Origin of the sequence: Capsulimonas corticalis (assembly GCF_003574315.2) — a bacterium.
Classification (GTDB): Bacteria; Armatimonadota; Armatimonadia; order Armatimonadales; family Capsulimonadaceae; genus Capsulimonas; species Capsulimonas corticalis.
Window position 1 is genome coordinate 4,111,993 of record NZ_AP025739.1, and the last position, 16,770, is coordinate 4,128,762.

Annotated in this window: 16 protein-coding genes and 1 tRNA gene; 13 read left to right on the forward strand and 4 right to left on the reverse strand. The window is 62.2% G+C overall.

Annotated features, from left to right (window positions below):
* Positions 1-7 precede the first annotated feature (7 nt).
* The 9 genes from D5261_RS17610 to rpmA all read left to right on the forward strand — a co-directional run bounded on the left by D5261_RS17610 (position 8) and on the right by rpmA (position 8,534).
* Positions 8-1,954, forward strand: a complete 1,947-nt coding sequence (locus D5261_RS17610; protein WP_119322294.1) for an ArnT family glycosyltransferase — start codon at positions 8-10, stop codon at positions 1,952-1,954.
* A 38-nt stretch (positions 1,955-1,992) separates the two neighbouring features.
* Positions 1,993-2,130, forward strand: coding sequence for a hypothetical protein (locus tag D5261_RS17615; RefSeq protein WP_165864312.1), 138 nt, complete (start codon positions 1,993-1,995; stop codon positions 2,128-2,130).
* Between the two features lie 139 nt (positions 2,131-2,269).
* The gene (locus D5261_RS17620; protein ID WP_165864311.1) at positions 2,270-3,649 is read left to right on the forward strand and encodes a glycosyltransferase family 39 protein; all 1,380 of its coding nucleotides are present in this window, start codon (positions 2,270-2,272) and stop codon (positions 3,647-3,649) included.
* Between the two features lie 26 nt (positions 3,650-3,675).
* Positions 3,676-3,755 (forward strand) — tRNA-Arg (locus tag D5261_RS17625).
* 179 nt (positions 3,756-3,934) lie between these two features.
* Positions 3,935-5,377 carry a pyruvate kinase gene (gene pyk / locus D5261_RS17630; RefSeq protein WP_119322292.1) on the forward strand — a complete coding sequence of 481 codons (1,443 nt, stop codon included), beginning with the start codon at positions 3,935-3,937 and terminating at the stop codon, positions 5,375-5,377.
* A 195-nt stretch (positions 5,378-5,572) separates the two neighbouring features.
* A complete protein-coding gene (locus tag D5261_RS17635) occupies positions 5,573-5,917 on the forward strand; it encodes an FtsB family cell division protein (RefSeq protein WP_301002051.1) in 345 nt (114 codons plus the stop codon).
* 15 nt (positions 5,918-5,932) lie between these two features.
* Positions 5,933-7,738: an Rne/Rng family ribonuclease gene (locus D5261_RS17640; RefSeq protein WP_119322290.1), complete on the forward strand. Its 1,806-nt coding sequence runs from the start codon at positions 5,933-5,935 to the stop codon at positions 7,736-7,738.
* Positions 7,739-7,901: 163 nt separating this feature from the next.
* Entirely contained in the window at positions 7,902-8,216 is a 315-nt protein-coding gene (rplU, locus tag D5261_RS17645) for a 50S ribosomal protein L21 (protein WP_119322289.1), read from the forward strand.
* Between the two features lie 51 nt (positions 8,217-8,267).
* Positions 8,268-8,534 carry a 50S ribosomal protein L27 gene (rpmA, locus tag D5261_RS17650; RefSeq protein WP_119322288.1) on the forward strand — a complete coding sequence of 89 codons (267 nt, stop codon included), beginning with the start codon at positions 8,268-8,270 and terminating at the stop codon, positions 8,532-8,534.
* 74 nt (positions 8,535-8,608) lie between these two features.
* Here the strand turns inward: rpmA and D5261_RS17655 are convergent, their stop codons facing one another.
* Genes D5261_RS17655 through D5261_RS17665 form a run of 3 tightly spaced genes read right to left on the reverse strand, consistent with a single transcriptional unit; the run spans position 8,609 to position 11,267 of the window.
* The gene (locus D5261_RS17655; protein ID WP_119322287.1) at positions 8,609-9,517 is read right to left on the reverse strand and encodes an isoaspartyl peptidase/L-asparaginase; all 909 of its coding nucleotides are present in this window, start codon (positions 9,515-9,517) and stop codon (positions 8,609-8,611) included.
* A 5-nt stretch (positions 9,518-9,522) separates the two neighbouring features.
* A complete protein-coding gene (locus D5261_RS17660; RefSeq protein WP_119322286.1) occupies positions 9,523-10,881 on the reverse strand; it encodes an MFS transporter in 1,359 nt (452 codons plus the stop codon).
* A 44-nt stretch (positions 10,882-10,925) separates the two neighbouring features.
* Positions 10,926-11,267: a (2Fe-2S) ferredoxin domain-containing protein gene (locus D5261_RS17665; protein ID WP_218025636.1), complete on the reverse strand. Its 342-nt coding sequence runs from the start codon at positions 11,265-11,267 to the stop codon at positions 10,926-10,928.
* A 125-nt stretch (positions 11,268-11,392) separates the two neighbouring features.
* On the opposite strand from D5261_RS17665, the gene D5261_RS17670 reads away from it, so the two are divergent.
* The 3 genes from D5261_RS17670 to D5261_RS17680 all read left to right on the forward strand — a co-directional run bounded on the left by D5261_RS17670 (position 11,393) and on the right by D5261_RS17680 (position 13,974).
* Positions 11,393-12,082, forward strand: coding sequence for a Bax inhibitor-1/YccA family protein (locus D5261_RS17670; RefSeq protein WP_119322285.1), 690 nt, complete (start codon positions 11,393-11,395; stop codon positions 12,080-12,082).
* Between the two features lie 105 nt (positions 12,083-12,187).
* On the forward strand, positions 12,188-12,931 hold the full coding sequence (gene pyrF / locus D5261_RS17675; protein WP_119322284.1) for an orotidine-5'-phosphate decarboxylase: 744 nt from the start codon (positions 12,188-12,190) through the stop codon (positions 12,929-12,931).
* Between the two features lie 59 nt (positions 12,932-12,990).
* Positions 12,991-13,974, forward strand: coding sequence for a DUF5666 domain-containing protein (locus D5261_RS17680; RefSeq protein ID WP_119322283.1), 984 nt, complete (start codon positions 12,991-12,993; stop codon positions 13,972-13,974).
* A gap of 300 nt (positions 13,975-14,274) precedes the next feature.
* Here D5261_RS17680 and ald read toward each other — a convergent pair whose 3' ends face one another.
* A complete protein-coding gene (ald, locus tag D5261_RS17685; RefSeq protein ID WP_119322282.1) occupies positions 14,275-15,393 on the reverse strand; it encodes an alanine dehydrogenase in 1,119 nt (372 codons plus the stop codon).
* 282 nt (positions 15,394-15,675) lie between these two features.
* On the opposite strand from ald, the gene D5261_RS17690 reads away from it, so the two are divergent.
* The gene (locus tag D5261_RS17690; protein ID WP_119322281.1) at positions 15,676-16,767 is read left to right on the forward strand and encodes an ABC transporter permease; all 1,092 of its coding nucleotides are present in this window, start codon (positions 15,676-15,678) and stop codon (positions 16,765-16,767) included.
* Positions 16,768-16,770 lie beyond the last annotated feature (3 nt).

Genomic DNA, 16,770 nt, shown 5'->3' on the forward strand with positions numbered 1-16,770 from the left:
GATCGCGATGCCGCTTCTCATCTTGCCGATTATTTGGATCCTGACCGCCGCCGGCCGGAACCTGACGCGAAAGGTCAAGTTTGCCTCCGAGCCGACCGTGCTGGAGCGGAATCTGATCGGTTACGCGATTGGTCTTGGCTTGCTCGCCTACGCGATGCTCGCGGTCGGCCTCGCTGGCGCGCTTTACCCGGCGGCGGGCCTCGCGATTGTCGTCGCGCTGGCGGCGCTCGGCGGCTGCCGCCACCGGGCGATGTTTCAGGAAGCGCGCGAGCGGCTGGCGACGTGTTTCCACCCGCCCGCGCATCTCTGGGGCATGATCGTCGCGATTGTCGTGTTTGGCGTCGTTTCCTTGATCGGAGACTTCAGCCCGCCGACGCTGTTTCTGAACGGCCCGCCGTCCGACACGCTGCCGGGCCTCGGTTATACCGAGTGGGACAGTCTTTCCTACCACCTCGCCGATCCCAAGCTCTTTTTGGCGGCGCACCGTATTTACTTCATCCCCTGGGAGCACCACTCCAACTTCGCCTTCACGGCGGAGATGTGGTACACGCTGGGCTTGATGGCGCACAGCGTTCCGCTCGCAAAGCTTTTCCACCTGACATGCGCCATCGGAGCCAGCCTGACGATCTACGCCATTGGGGCGCGGCATTTGGGCGGCAAAGTCGGCGCGCTGGCGGCGGCGCTGTTCGCGTCGCTTCCGATTGTCTTTTGGGAGGCGGGAACGGCGTACGTGGACCTCGCCGCGACCTTCTTCGTGACGCTGACATTGATGGCGCTCGCCAACGGGATCCTTGGCAAAGACACGCGCTGGGTGGCGATCGCCGCCTTGATGATGGGGCTGACGCTGAGCGCGAAGGCGACCGCCGTGGCGACGCTCGCGCTGTTCGCCATCGCCGTTTGGGCGTGGCGCAACAAGAGCCTCGGCGAGAGCGTCCCAAAGTCTCTGGTCGGCGCCGTGAAGTGGGGTCTGACGGCCGTGGCCGTTGGCTCGCCCTGGTTCTTGAAGTCGATCGCCTATACCGGCAACCCGATCTATCCGTTCTACTACAAGATCTTCGGAGGCAAGTACTGGAGCGCGGATAACGCGGCGACATACGACGCCGCCAACGCCCACTTCGGCTTAGGGCGCCAAGCGCTGGATCTGCTGCTGGCCCCGTACAACCTGATCATGTACCCCCTGCCGGGCCATTCTCCGCTCTCATATCTGTTTTTGGGCAAAGGGCTCGGCGACAAGCCATTCAACGATTTCCAGAGCGAGCTCGTCGCGCTGTCTCCACTGCTGCTGGCCGTTCTCTTTGTCCCGGCGTTTCGCAAAGGCCAGACTCCGGGACTCATCAAAGCCCTGGGTGCGTTCGCCGCCGTGTCCATTGTCCTCTGGTTCGCCACTACGCAATATCTGCGTTACTTGCTGCCATTGGTCCCTGTGCTGTGCTTGATCGCCGCCTGGGTGCTGGTTCAGATGCGCGAGGAGCGAACCGTTACTGGCTGGGCGCTGACGGGTTTGGCGGCGCTCTCATTCGGCTTCTCCGGATTTGTCGGCGTGCGCCTGGCTTCTCTGCAAGCGCCCGTCGCGCTGGGGCAAGTTTCGAACGATGCATACATCGCTTCGGGGTTCGGCGCGTATCCGGCGCTGCAATACGTCAACACGCAACTGCCGTCGAACGCCAAAATCGTCTTCTACGGCAATCCCTTCGGCTACTACTGCGACCGTCCCTATCTGTGGGGCGAAGCCGGCCACAGCACCTACATCCCATATTCGACATTCCAGAGCAAGGATGATTTATTGCGCTGGTATGAAAGCCAGGGCATTACCCACGTCCTGGTCAACCCGAAATTCTTTGGACTTGGCCCCGGCCCCGGCTGGAGCGGCTGGGTGTACGATCTGACGGCAGGCTCGTCGCAGCCCATCTTCCAGGAGCGCGGGGTTTTGGTGTTTGCGCTGCCGAAATCTTGACGCAAAAGCTTGGCGATGTCGTGCATTGATGTGTTCGCTTGGTAATCACAGAGCGGCCGGCGGTTGAAACCGCGCCTGCAAGCGCGCAGAAGTCCGCCTGTGCGGACTGCATTGTCCTTGCCGATACCGCCGAGGGCGGGGCGTTTCGTGAGGCGGACACGCCGGCGATTTTGTAGTCCACGCAGGTGGACTTCTGCATACATGCAGGCGCGGTTTCAACTGCCGGCCACTCTTGCTTGCCGTCGTCGTTGCGTTTATTATTTGGGGACCTTGCGTTGCGTCATTTACGCCAAGGGAATATTTGGTGACGAAATCATGAGTATCGATCTCGAACACAACGGCCCGGCGCCGTTTTCCATGACGCGGGGCCTCTGGGCGATGCTCTTTGGCGTGCTGGCGTTGTTTGTCGTGCTGGCCGTCGCCTACAGTCAGGTGACGCCGGCGGGGGTGGCCGAGCAGCACAACGCCGATGAAAATGCGCATATCGCTTACGTGCAGACGCTGGCGAGCGGGCATTTGCCGGTCTTTAAAGTCGGGGGCGCCGATTACGAAGCCCATCAGCCGCCCCTGTATTACGTTCTTGCGGCGCCGGCGTACCTCGCGACGCGCGGGGCGGACGCGGCGACGCAGGCGCGGGCCATGCGGCTGGTGTCCATCGTGATCGGCGCTTTGATCGTATTGGTTGCGTTCTTTTGCACGCGGGAGATCCTGCCGCGCGCGCCGGGGGCGGCGCTGGCGGTGGCGGCGTTTATCGCGCTGCTGCCCGGATTCCTGGCGATTAGCGCGTCCGTCACGAACGACACGCTGACGATGCTCGTGATTGGCGTGGGGCTTTTCCTGACCGCGCGTCTGGCGCGCTGGAGTCAGACCGAGGATGTCGCGGACAAATCAAAGCTGCTCTACCAAGAGGCGGCGCTGATCGGTTTGGTCCTGGGGCTGGGCGTGCTGACGAAGACGCTGACCGCGCCGCTGTTTCCGACGGTGATCTTCGCCTTTCTGCTTCTGGCGTACGGGAAGCGGCTGACGGGACAGCAGGCGCTGGTGTCCGTCGTGATCTCCTGCGGCGTCGGCGTGCTGGTCGCCCTGCCCTGGCTCATGCGCAACAATGCGCTTTACGGCGACCCCATCGCCTCCCATCTCTTCCAAACGGCGTTCAACGACACGCGCTTTACCATGACCGCCGATATCATGATGCGTGTCTTCGGCGGGTTCAATGATTACCTGCGCGTTGTGTTCCAGTGGGCGTTTGCATCTTACTGGGGTGGCTTTGATTCGATGCGCGCCTTCTGGGGATTGGATCCACACAAGAAAGGCCCGAACTTTGGACGCGGTCCGGCGGAGATCTATACGGTGCTGGCGCTGATTTGTCTGGCGGCCGTGATCGGCCTCGCGCGCGGCGTGAAGTCCGTCAAGGGCGACGGGGCGGCGACGGCGATGCTGGGCGCCTGCGCGGCGCTGACGGCGTTCACGCTGATCGCCTTCATGCAGTTCAATTTGACCTATTTCCAGTGCCAGGGACGGTATTGGTATCCGGCGGTTTACCCGCTGACTCTCTTCTTTGTGGCGGGATGGCGCGGCCTGCTGTCGCAGGATCAGGCGCGGCGCGGGGCGTATGTTGTCGCCGCGGCCGGGATGGTCGGCCTGAATATCTATACGATCGCCGCGCTGCTGATCCCACGGTTCGCCGGGGGATAGCGGGTATAATCGTGTCAGCCCAATGTGGCCCATTCGTCTAGGCAGGCCCAGGACGTCACGCTTCTCGGCGTGGAAACAGGTGGTTCAAATCCCCTATGGGCTACCAGATCGCGCTAGCGGCGCTATTCTCCGAACAATTGAGTTGACGGGAATCGGCTTTTCCGGTTATAATACCGCTAGGAGAGCGAATCCCCTGATTTTACGTCGGGACCACTGCTCCCGACGTTTTTCCGTCATCGAGTCGCCCCGTGGCGTCTCTTTACAGATTTTAGAGTTTTCACCGACATGCGCCGAACAAAAATCGTCTGCACGATCGGGCCTGCGACCAGCAGCCCCGATGCATTGCGTCAGCTAATCATTGCGGGGATGGATGTCGCCCGCCTCAACTTCTCCCACGGTAGCCACGAGGCGCACGCCGCCGTGATCTCCTCCCTTCGCTCCATTGCCCAGGAAATGGGCCGACCGCTTTCCCTGCTTCAGGACCTTTCCGGCCCCAAAGTCCGCGTGGGCAAGATCGCCGGCGACGGCGTGTATTTGCAGGCGGGCAGCCAGATCATCCTGACGATGGAAGACGTTCCGGGCGATGAAGAGAAGATCAACCTTCCCGTTCCCGAGATCTTCGAAACGGTGCTTCCGGGCACGCATCTGATGCTGGACGACGGCTTGATTGAGCTGCGTGTCAAATCGAAGCGCTCCGACGCGCTGATCTGCGAAGTGGTCGTCAGCGGTTTGCTGACCTCGCACAAGGGCGTCAACGTTCCTGGCGTCTCGCTGCCCATCGCGGCCGTTACCGACAAGGACCTGGAAGACCTGCACTTCGGCATTCAGCAGAAGGTAGACTGGGTCGCCGCGTCGTTTGTTCGCTCTCCCACTGACATCGCCGTCCTGCGCGGTGTCTGTGACGCCGCCCGCGCCAAGATCCCCATCATCGCCAAAATCGAGAAGCACGAAGCGATCACCTGTATCGACGAGATCCTGGAAGTCGTGGACGGCATCATGGTGGCGCGCGGCGATCTGGGCGTGGAAGTGCCGATCGACGAAGTTCCCGTGCTTCAGAAGATGCTGATTCGCAAGGCGAACCAGGCCGGCAAGCCCGTCATTACGGCGACGCAGATGCTGGACTCGATGATCCGGAACCCGCGTCCGACCCGCGCGGAAGCAACGGACGTCGCCAACGCGATTTTCGACGGCACCGACGCCGTTATGCTGTCCGGCGAAACGGCGGTCGGACAGTATCCTTACGACACCGTCCGGATGATGGCGAAGATCGCCACGCATACGGAAGCTTCTCTCGATTACGCCAAAATTCTGGACGAAAAGGGAACGGCGGCGAACTCCGACCGGATCTCCATCACGGAAGCCGTCGGCGAGGCGCTGTGCGACATCGCGCAGGACCTGCACTGCTCCGCGATCATTGCGGCGACGGCCAGCGGGCGGACCGCGCGGGTCGTTTCGCGCTACCGCCCGCGCGCGCCGATCATCGCGGCGACCAACCGTCCCGAGACGTTCCAGCGTTTGGCTCTCATTTGGGGCGTGCATCCGGTCATGGTGGATATGGCCGACGATGCGGATAGCATGGTTGAGATCTGCATCGACGCCGCCAATAAGTCGGGCTACGTTCAAGACGGCGACATCGTCGTCCTTTCCGGCGGCGTGCCAGTCGGACGAACGGGCAGCACCAACTTTATCAAAATCCATCGGATCGGGCAGCCGCTCCGTCCGGAATGACGCGGGATCGGACAACCGACCGCGTCGAATTCGTGTTCGCCGACTGAGGACACCGCCATCGACCGCCACAGCAGTAAACATCGTGACGAGCAGGGAACAACGGTCCGCGCCAAGCGCACCGGACGCAGGCGTCCGCGCCGCATCCTGGGCCTTTGGGCGCGCCTCGCTCTGATCACCGTGTTCATTGGAATGCTGATGGCCGCCGCGGTGGCGCTGGTGGCGAAGGCGATCCGTCCGTACCGCGAGGCGAGCATCCAAAGCAGCCAGCTGGCGGATTCCAACGGACAGATCCAGAGTCTTGATGCGGAGAATGCGGCCCTGCGCCGCCGCATCGCCTATTTGCAAACTTCGGAAGGCGAGATGAGCGAAGCCCGTAAAATGGGCTATTTGCGCCCGGGAGAGATCCCCATCGTGGTGGAGGGCGCCGCGACCTCGTGGTCGGACGCGCCCGTCCAGCCCTCGCCTTCCCCCGCGCAGAATAACTTTCGCGAACGCGCCCAGCACTTCTGGCGCTCGCTGACAGGCCTGCGCTCTCACTAACTAAGAGAGTTTTGGATGGCTAAAGAAATTATCGTCAACGTCGGACACCGCGAGACACGGATCGCGGTGCTCGACGATAAGCTGCTCGTGGAGCTCCATGTGGAGCGCGAGCAGCGTGTTGTCGGCAACCTGTACAAGGCGAAAGTGGATAACGTGCTGCAAGGCATGGACGCCGCGTTCGTCGAGATCGGTCTGGAGCGCAATGCGTTTCTCTACGTCGCGGACATTCTGCCCGAAGACGACGAAGAGGGCGGGGGACGCTTCCGTGGCCGTGACCGCCGCGACCTTCATATCAAGGATTTGGTTCAGCGCGGCGATCAGCTGCTCGTGCAGGTCGTCAAAGGCCCGCGCGGCACCAAAGGCTCCCGCGTCTCCACCCGTGTCTCCCTTCCCGGCCGCTTCCTCGTCCTCATGCCCGAGGCTAACAACCTGGGCGTCTCCCGCAAAATCGACGAAAGCAAAGAGCGCGACCGTCTGAAAAAGATCGTGCAGAGCTTCCGCGAACCGGGCTTCGGCGTCATCGTGCGCACGGAAGCCGAGGGACGCGGCGCCGCCGAACTGCGCCAGGACTACTTAATGCTCACGGAGACATGGCGCGAAGTCCAGGCCAAGTCCAAGACGACGCAGGCGCCCGCCCTGATCCATCAGGACATGGGCCTGGTCTACAAAATCCTGCGCGACGCCTTCGGTTCGGACATCGGCCGCCTGGTCATCGATTCGCCGACGGACTACGCTCAGGCGCACGAAATTATCTCCCGCATCTCCCCCGATCTTCAGGACCGGATCGAGCTTTACGATGGCGAAAAGCCGATCTTCGAGTTCTTTAAGATCGAGGACGACATCGAGCGCCTGCTGCGCCGCAAGGTTCCGCTGAAGTCCGGCGGCTCGCTGATCATCGATCAGACCGAAGCGCTGGTCTCCATCGACGTCAACAGCGGCAAGTTCACCGGCACCACCGGCCTTGCCGATACGATTTTGAAAACCAATCTTGAAGCCACGGAAGAGATCGCCCGCCAGCTGCGCCTGCGCGACCTGGGCGGCATGATCATTCTGGACTTTATCGACATGGACAGTCCCCGGGACAAGAAGACCGTCATGGACGCCTTCGTGAAGGCGCTGAAGGACGACCGCTCCCGCACTAAGATTTCCAGCATCTCCGCCCTCGGCCTCATCGAGATGACGCGCAAGCGCACCGGCGAGACCGTCGACACGGCGATGACCGAGATTTGCCCGTACTGCCACGGCCTGGGCCGCGTTGACAGCGCCGAGACCGTCTCGCTGAGCGTCGAGCGCGAACTGCGCCGCCTGGCCGCCACCACCCAGAGCGAAGCCTTCGTGGTCACCGCGCACCCGGATGTCGCCGCGCACCTCGTCGGCGCGCAGGGCGAAGACCTGGAGATCCTGGAGCGCCAGCTGCGCCGTTCGATCTATGTCCGCTCCGGCCCGTCCTGGCACCACGTCGAGAAGTACGACATCGATCAAACGTCGATCCAAAAAGTCGAGCAGACTCTCGCCGTTCCGCGGCGGGGGCAGGTTGTCGAATGCGTCGTCTCCCGCGACGATCCGCATGGCGAGCGCGCTCCCTGGGCGATCTCGTACCTCCTGCCGCAGCGCGCCTTCCAGGTGGACCTCGCCAACGGCGCCAAGTACGCCGGCCAAACCGTCCGCGTCCGCCTGACGGACGTCCGCCGCTCCATCGCCATCGGTGAAGTCGTCGGCGGCGCCTCCAAGGGCGGCAGCCGCGAGAACAGCAATGGCGGCAACGAACGAACCGGCGGCGGCGAACGCCACCAGCCGCGCGAGCGGACGCCTTCGAATTAAAGATTTGCGCTAAAACTCAACGCTATATTTTGGGTTTTGGCGCATTTTTGTGCGTGTTTCACGCCATTCACAGTAAATATATGACCATTAACCCTTGACAACGGCTGGTCGTTTCTGTCATACTACTAGCCGTTGTCTTGTTGATTGCGAAAGGAAACGAAGCATGTACGCTATCGTCCGCGCCGGCGGAAAGCAATATCGAGTAGAAGAAAAGAACATTATCGCGGTCGATAAGTTCGAAGGCGCCGCTGGCGACACTGTCACCCTGGGCGAGGTGCTTTTCATCGGCGGGAATGATAACCCCCAGTGGGGCGTCCCTGTCGTTTCGGGAGCGACTGTCACCGCGAAGATCCTGGCCCAAGCCAAAGCGAAGAAGATCGACGCCTTCACCTATAAGGCGAAGAAGAACGTCCGCAAGCATTGGGGACATCGCCAGCAGATCACGCGTGTGCAGATCGAGTCCATCAGCGCCGGCTAATCGCCGTTTGCGTTGGTTCGTTCGCCATTATTTAAATCAGGAGAGTTTACCATGGCCCATAAAAAGGGCGTCGGGTCGACACGAAACGGCCGCGACAGCAACCCCAAGATGCTCGGTGTGAAGGAATTCGCCGGCGAAGAAGTTCGTGCGGGCAACATCTTGCTCCGCCAGCGCGGCACCCAGTTCGATCCCGGCGTCAACGTCGGCATGGGCCGGGACCACACCCTGTACTCCTTGATCGACGGCTTCGTCGAGTTCGAGGGGCACAGCAAGGCCACCCGCCGCATCAGCGTTTACCCGGAGCGCGTCCAGCACTAAGCGCCCACAAAAAGATTGAGCCCCGTCGCTATGCGACGGGGCTTTTCTTATTGGGGTGAGGGGCTCCCTCTTCGCTATCCCAACACAACCACCGTCCGCTCCTCAACTCTCGCCTCCGGCATCGTCCCATCCTGCCAGACGTACTTCAATCCCTCCGACAGCGTAAACCCTCCATGGTTACCATGCCGGTCCAGAGTGACCATGCTCATCGCCGGGGCGATTTCCGCCGGCATGGGAAGGAGCGCCAGGTCGGCCATGGCTTCGCGGGCGGCGTCGGGGATGCTTAGACCGCGCGCCAGGGCGGCGACGGTCATGCGGGCAAGGCTGGCGCGGATCGCAAGCTCTCCGAGGCCCGTGCAGGCGCAGGCGCCGTAGCGGTTGTCGCAGTAGTTGCCGGCGCCGATGATGGGGCTGTCGCCGACGCGTCCGGGGTACTTGAACGCCCATCCAGACGTGCTGACGGCGCTGGCGATTTGGCCGCGATCATCGAGCGCCAGGAAGTTCACGGTGCCGACGGTCTTCTCCGGATCCTGGGCCATGCGCGCCTGGACCGTGAGCGATGCTTCGGCGAAGCCGGGACGTCGTGTGACGCGTCGCCAGGCGGCTTCGGCTTCGGGGGTGAGCAGCGTCATGGGCGTGAAACCATGCTCGGCGGCGAACTGAGCCGCGCCCTCGCCCGCCAGGAGCACATGATGGGGAAGATAGTCCAGAATGGCGCGGGCGACCGAAATGGGGTGCGGGTAGCCTTTGATCGCGGCCACGGCGCCGGCGCGCCGTGCGGCGCCTTCCATGATCGAGGCGTCCAGCTCCACCTCGCCTAAGATGTTGGGGTATCCGCCAACGCCGACGGAATGATCGCTTTCATTCCGCTCCACCTCACGCGTCGCCGCCTCCACGGCGTCCAGCGCCGATCCGCCGGCGCGCATCGCCGCGATGGCGGCCCCGATCCCGACGCTTCCATTCTCACTCGCGACCACGAGCATATTGTCTAATCCTCCAGCACTCGGTTTTTGGTTTCGATGACCCATGGCAGGAACATCAAGCCGATGATCGGGACGGCGGCGACAAAGCACAGAATATGCAGGACGCTGCCGAGGGCGCTTGGTCCCGCCTTGGCGTAGCTGCCGACGATGAATGGCCCGATCGCCGTGATGAACCGTCCGGCATTGTAGCAGAAGCCCGCGCCGGTGGCGCGCAGACGGGTGGGGAAGAGCTCGGGAAGGTAGTAGGTGCAGGCTCCGAAGACGCCGAAGACGGTGACGCCGATCGGGAAGAACAGCCAGAGCTGCGTGATCGGATCCCAGCGATGTCCGAACGCCGTGAAGAGCGCCGCCGCCGAGCCGAGAAAGTAAACGCCGAACATCGTGCGGCGGCCCAGGTATTTGGCGGCGGGGATCGTCAGCAGCGTTCCGAGCAGGCCGCCGCAATTAAAAGCGTTGGAACCGAGCGTGATCCAGGACGTTTTGAGCGCCGTCGTGGCGTGCGCGGTCAAGCCCTGCGCGGCGGCGGTCGCCAGCGCCATGTCGGCCGCGATGACTTGCAGGAACGCATTGCACGTCCACCACGTGATCAGGATCGTGAGGGCGGGGATAAATCCGCTGAGCGTCGCGCTTCGATACTGGGGCGTAAACAGTTCGCGGATCCGTCCGCGCTGGCGGATATCGCTCCGCTCCCAAACTTCGGGCTCCTTGACCAATGACCGTACGAAAAAGGCGAAGGCCGCCGGGATCAGGCCGCACGCCAGCACATAGCGCCACGAACTTTCCGGGCGATCCGCGAAATAGACCGTGGAGATGACGCTGTTCACGAAAACGGCGAAGAACAGTCCGAACGGCGCCGACGTGTACAGCAGCGCGCCGGCCTCGACGCGCCGCTTTTCCGGGACCACTTCCGCGACCAGCGAAGCGCCCGCCGCCCACTCGCCGCCAATTCCCAGGCTCGCAATGAACCGGAACAGCAGCAGCAGCGGCAGGGACGGCGCGATGGCGCAGGCGGCGGTGCCGCCGGCGTAGAGCAGGATCGTGAGCATCAGCGTGCGCGAGCGTCCGATCCGGTCGGCGATCTTGCCGAAGACGATTCCGCCCATCGCCCAGCCAATGAGAAGGATGGAGGTGGCGACCCCTGTCCAGTACGCCGTCGCGTGCTTGGCGGCGTCGCTGCCCGCGCGCAAGTGGAGCAGTGTCGGCACGCAGTTGGGCGCGACAAAGTTGAACAGCAGGCCGTCAAAGACATCGAAGCCCCAGCCGAGCCAGGCGGCGAAGAGAACGGCCCACTGGTACCCGTTCATATCCAATAAATGCTTGCGAGGCCGGCTCGCGGGGTCGATTGTCGCGCTATGGTCGCTCATCAGGACAAAGTCCCTTTCTGAAAATCATTCATCCATCCGTTCCTCTACCAGAGCCGGGCTTCCGCCGGCATCCGCAGGCGCTCGACGACGGCTCCGTGGTCGAGATGCGCGGCAATGATCTCTTCAACATCACTCACCGTCACGCCGCTGTACCAGGTCCCTTCGGGATAGACGACCAGGTTGGGACCGAGCAGGCAGGGCGTCAGGCATCCCGTCGCCGTGACTTTGACGCCGGCCGGCCATCCTCGGCGCGCGACGCCCTGGCGAAACGCGTCGGCGATCGCCGAACCGCCCTGGGGTCCACAGCTTGGCAGCAGGCTATCGGACGGGCGAGTGTTGCCGCAGATGAGAAAGTGGTATCGGACGTTATGGCTGTTAGGTGTCACGGGTTCGTGATGGTATTTCGGCAGATGGGATTGCCTTTCCTGTGCGGGAACTTGTGGCTGGCAATATTCGTTCTATAAGTGGGTATTATTTGTGTGACTGTGCTTGTCTCGATGGAGTGATTGCAATGAACAACTACCCTAATTATAGTGAAGCGAGGTCAGTAGCAGGAGAGACTTCGCTGATCCAGCGCGTTTGTTATCTGCTCGCCTCCAGCCTTCTGGTGACGGCCGGCGCGGCCTGGTGGGCGGCGAGCGCGGGATTGCCGCCAGTGTTGTTCTTTCCACTGGTGATAGGAACGTTTATCTGTGTTGCCGCTGTGTATTTCACGCGCCGCCAACCAGTGATCAGTCTGCTGCTGCTGTATGCGCTAAGCATCATGGAAGGCTTGATCATGGGTCCCGTGCTGGGCATGATCTCAAAAAGCTTCACCATGGGGCCAATGATTATCGCCGAATCCGCTGCGCTTTCCGCGCTGCTTGTGGTCGGTTTGGGCAGTTATGTCTGGATCTCGAACAAGGATTTTGGCGGCTTGGGTAAGATGCTCTTCTGGGCGCTCATCGGTCTGCTCGTCGTGGGCGTGATCGGCATGTTTGTGAACATGGGCGCAGGCGGCACACTGCTCTACTCGCTTGCGGGCACTGCGATATTCTGCGGCTTTGTGCTCTATGATGTCTCCAATATCAAGCACCGCTTTGGCCCGGAAGATTACGTGATCGCAACCGTGGAGTTGTATCTGGACTTTATCAACTTGTTCTGGTACATCCTTCAGATCCTTCTGACCGTCAGCGGCGGCGGCTCTCGACGAAACGATTAATGCAGAGCTCCATCCCAGGCCGAAGTAAATTTCGGCCTGGGGATGGAACTCCCCCAAATCCCCAGCCCAGCAGGAACGAACGCTCCCTAAGTCGAACATAGCGGCATGTCAAACACAAGCCGTATTCTCCTTCCCCTTGATACCGACACCGCCGACAAGGCTGTCGACCTCGCCGTTCGTCTCAAGGACGATGTCGCCGGCTTCAAAGTTGGCCTCGAACTGATCAACGCCGCCGGGTTCGATGTCTTTGAGCGTATCTATGACGCCGCCGGAAAAGACGCGAAGATCTTCTACGACTGCAAATTTCACGATATCCCCAACACCGTCGCCGGCGCGTCGCGCGCGGCGGCGAAGCGGGGCGTTTGGATGTTCAATGTCCATGCGTCCGGCGGCTCGGCGATGATGCGCGCGGCCGTACAGGGCGCGGCGGAAGGCGCGGAGGCGGGCGGTCATGCGCGCAAGCCTCTGGTGCTGGCGGTGACGATCCTCACCAGCATCGCGCCGGAAGTGCTGTCGGGCGAATTGGGCGTGGAGCGGCCGCTGAAGGACCATGTCGTGAGTCTGGCGCGTTTGGCGCAGGACAGCGGGTGTGATGGGATCGTGGCGTCGCCGCATGAGATCGCGGCGATCCGTGAGGCGTGCGGGCCGGACTTTGTGCTGGTTATCCCCGGCGTTCGTCCGGCGGGCGCGGATGTCGGCGACCAGAAGCGCGTGATGACGCCCGGCGAGGCCGTCGCGCTCGGCGCGGATTATCTGGTGGTGGGGCGGCCCGTCTACGGGGCTCCGGATCCATCGGCGGCCGCGCGCGCGATCAATGCGGAAGCGGACGCCGCGCGGAACAACGGATAGATTCTTTTCGTCTTGTGGGTATGGATCAACAGACTTACTCACGGACAGGGAGAATCACCATGTGGAAATCGTGGACCGGCGCCGCGCTGGCGCTGAGCTGCATCGGTACGATCGTCGCGCTTCCCACGACGGCCCGCGCGGCGCAGGATAACTCGTCCTATCCCTACCAGGGACAGGAAAACTTTCACATTGACGGGCGTATCGACAAGGTGGACTCGGAGCGCGACACCATCGTCGTGGTGAGCGACAAGGGACGCGCCTATACGGTGGATACGACCGACGCCAAGATCCAGCTGCCGCGCGGCGGCAAGAACGCCGAGACCGGCGATCTTGTCCCCGACATGCGCGTCAGTCTGGATGGGCGCTTGCTGTCGGACAATATCCTGGCCGCCGACACGCTGAAGGTTCAGCCCGGACAGCCTGGCCGCAGCGTCGATCCCGCGCCTCCTTCCGAGCAGCCGGATCGCGACCCCAATCGCCCGTCTCCCAGCAATCACCCCGATCCCTCGTCCGAAACGCACGCCTACCGGCAGCAGCCGATTGAGATGCGCGGCACAGTCGTCAAAGTTGATGACGACCGAGGCCGCCTGGTCCTCCATGTCAACGACCACGAGCGCACCATCGCCGTGGATGACCGCACGGACCTGCGCGGCGTTCCCGGCGGCGACGCCGACCACATCGGCGTCAGCGTCGGCGATCGCCTCACCGTACGCGGCCTCCTGCGGCCCGACGGCGTCGTCTATGCGAACGCCCTGAGCCTGGGGCGGCAGATCGACGGCGCGCTGCCCGGAAATGCGAATACCGATCATCTCTTAGTCGGCCGAGTCTCGCAGACCAGCAACCGTTTGGAGACGCGCGACCTCAAGGTCCATATCGCCGGAGACCGTGACGTGAAGGTCATCGTGCCGAGCGGGATTCCGATTGAGCGCGACGGCAAGCGGATTTCGGTGCACGATCTGAGCAAGAGCGATACGATTCGGGTGGAGGGCAGCTACGACGGAGACGAGTTCCGGGCAGATCGGATTGAGGTGCTGGCGGGATAAGGGATGAGAGGCGTGTGGTGGACTTGACCGGCGCTTCGCGCGCTCCCGTATCCCCCAGGCGCTTAGCGCCACCCCTCCCGGGTGACCTATCCCCGGCCTTCGGCCGCCCCCTCCCTTGCAAACCCGCCCCGGCGCTTCGCGCCACCCCTCCCGCCGACGGGAAGGGTAATTTCAGAGCGTGTCATCGCAGGCGGCTTTCGTCAGAGGCAATCCTACAAACCCTTCCCGTCGCGGGAGGGGTGGCGCGAAGCGCGGGGGTGGGTTTGCAAGGGAGCGCGCGAAGCGCTGGGTGAGGGCCTCTTATCCCGCGATCCACGCCGCCGCCGAGCCCTGCGGCAGGTCGAATGCCTGCGCGACGGTTGGGAGGAACATCTTGCCGTCGGCGACACTCAGGCCGAGCGCGAGGCCGGCGTCGTCGCGTAGCGCTTGCTTCACGCCTTTGTTCGCAAGGGCGAGCAGGTAGGGGAAGGTTGCGTTAGTCAGCGCGTAGGTCGAAGAGGCGGGGACGGCGCCGGGGATGTTGGCGACGCCGTAGTGAATGACGTCGTCCACGGTGAAGACCGGGACGGCGTGGGTGGTGGGGTGCATCGATTCAATACAGCCGCCTTGATCGACCGCGACGTCCACGATGACCGAGCCGGGTTTCATGCGCTGCAAGTCGGCGACGGACACCAGGACCGGGGCCTTTTCGCCTTTGATCAGCACGGCGCCAATCACCACATCGGCCGTCGGCAGGATTTCGCGAATGTGCAGTGGGTTGGAGAAAAAGGTCGTCACATTCGCCGGCAGAACGTCGTCCAGGTAGCGCAGGCGCTCCAGATCGATATCCATGATCGTCACGTTCGCGCCCATGCCCGCCGCGATCTTCGCGGAGTTGATCCCCACCACGCCGCCGCCCAGAATTACCACATGGGCCGCCGGCACGCCCGGCACGCCGCCCAGCAGAATTCCCCGGCCGCCCTGAGGCTTCTCCAGATACTTCGCCGCTTCCTGCACCGCCATCTTGCCCGCGATCTCGGACATCGGAGTCAGCAGGGGCAGGGTATGGCGTTTATCCTCCACCGTCTCGTAGGCGATGCAGACGCCGCCGCGCTCCACCATCGCTTCGGAAAGCTCGCGTGATGCGGCGAAGTGATAGTACGTGAACAGCGTCTGACCGGGCTTGAAGAGCGGCCATTCCTGCGCCTGAGGCTCTTTCACCTTGACGACGATATCCGCGACGGCCCACACTTCCTCCGCCGTGGGAACCAGCGTCCCGCCGGCGGCGGCGTACTCGGAGTCCTGAATGCTGGTGCCAAGCCCCGCGCCCGCCTCCACGGTGACGGTATGGCCCGCGCGGACCAGGCTCTCCACGCCCGACGGAACGACGGCGACACGGTTTTCGTTATTCTTTATCTCGCGAACGACTCCGATATTCAATGACTTACCTTTCTGACACTCACGAACGAACATTCTGCCTTGCCGAGCTATTCTACATGCGCGATATATAAAAATTACTACAAGAAATGTCAAAAGTCAGTACGAAAAATGTCAGAGCGAATCCGGGGCGCCGTTTGTTCTCGGAGAAGGCTCTGAGAATTCCGTGAATTCACGATCTATAGATGGGTATAATGGCTCTGTCGACTGTTCTGGGAAGGACCATTCACCATCGCACGCCCACTCTCGCCGATAACCTATTTCCGGCGGAACCTGAATCGAACTTTGCCTCTCGGCTTCGTGATCATCCTGTCGGTGTTTTTGATCGCATCTGTTGTGACGATTGTCAACTCAATCGACTTGACTGTCTTGACGATCTACAATTACACACGCGTGTTCACCCCGATTATACCGCGCTCGGGGCATCTCCATGTGAGCGCTCCGATCCAGAAGCAAGTCCGCGCTTATCCAGAGACCGATCGGGTCATCGATAACAGCTCGTTCTTCTTCAATATCAATACGGTTTTCGGCCGCGTGCCGTTCGCCTGCTTCGGCGTTTCCGACGACGACCGGAATTACCTGATCGCGCGGGGGCACGACCGGCTGACCAGCGGCCGCCTGCCCATCGCCGGCGAGCCCGAGGCGATTATCTCCGAGGGGATCGCCCGGAACCGTAAGGTCAAACTCGGCGATGTGATCGCCAGTCCCACGGATACAGGGGCGCTTGTCAGCGTTCCGGAGCCGGTCCACGTCGTCGGGATCCTTTCGGGGCCGACCTGGTGCGCGTTTACGTCGAAGGAATTCACGGACAACGCGCTGCCGCTCGTGCCGCACTCGCTGCTGGTGACGACGCGCAGCGGAAATCAAAGCGATCAGGTCGCGTTCGGAGATAAGCTGTTTCGATCTCTGGACAAAGTGCAGACCCAGGTCTTTTCGTTCAACTCGCTGGTGAAGGATCTGCGAACATCTCTCGCCTCCATGTATATGATCATGGGGCTTGTGAACGGCATGGTGATCTTTGTCGTCGCGCTGATGGCCGGCATGCTGTCCAATATCTACTTCACGCAGCGGATCAGCGAGTTCGCCGTTCTCTCGGCGATCGGGCTGCGGCGCAGTATTCTGATCTGGCACGCCATCTCGGAAACGGCGATTTTGACCAGCATCGGCTGGATCCTCGGCGTCATCGTCAACTTCAGTATTCTGAGCGTGCTGCGCGGCAGCGTCTTTGAACCGCGCGGGATGCTGATCAACCCGGGCGATCTATTCGCGTATGCTTACACGCTGCCGATTCCGGTGTGCATCACGCTGTTCGCGGTGGCGACGATTACCTATCGCCTGTCCCGCCTGGACCCGGTGACGATTATTGAAAGGCGATGATCC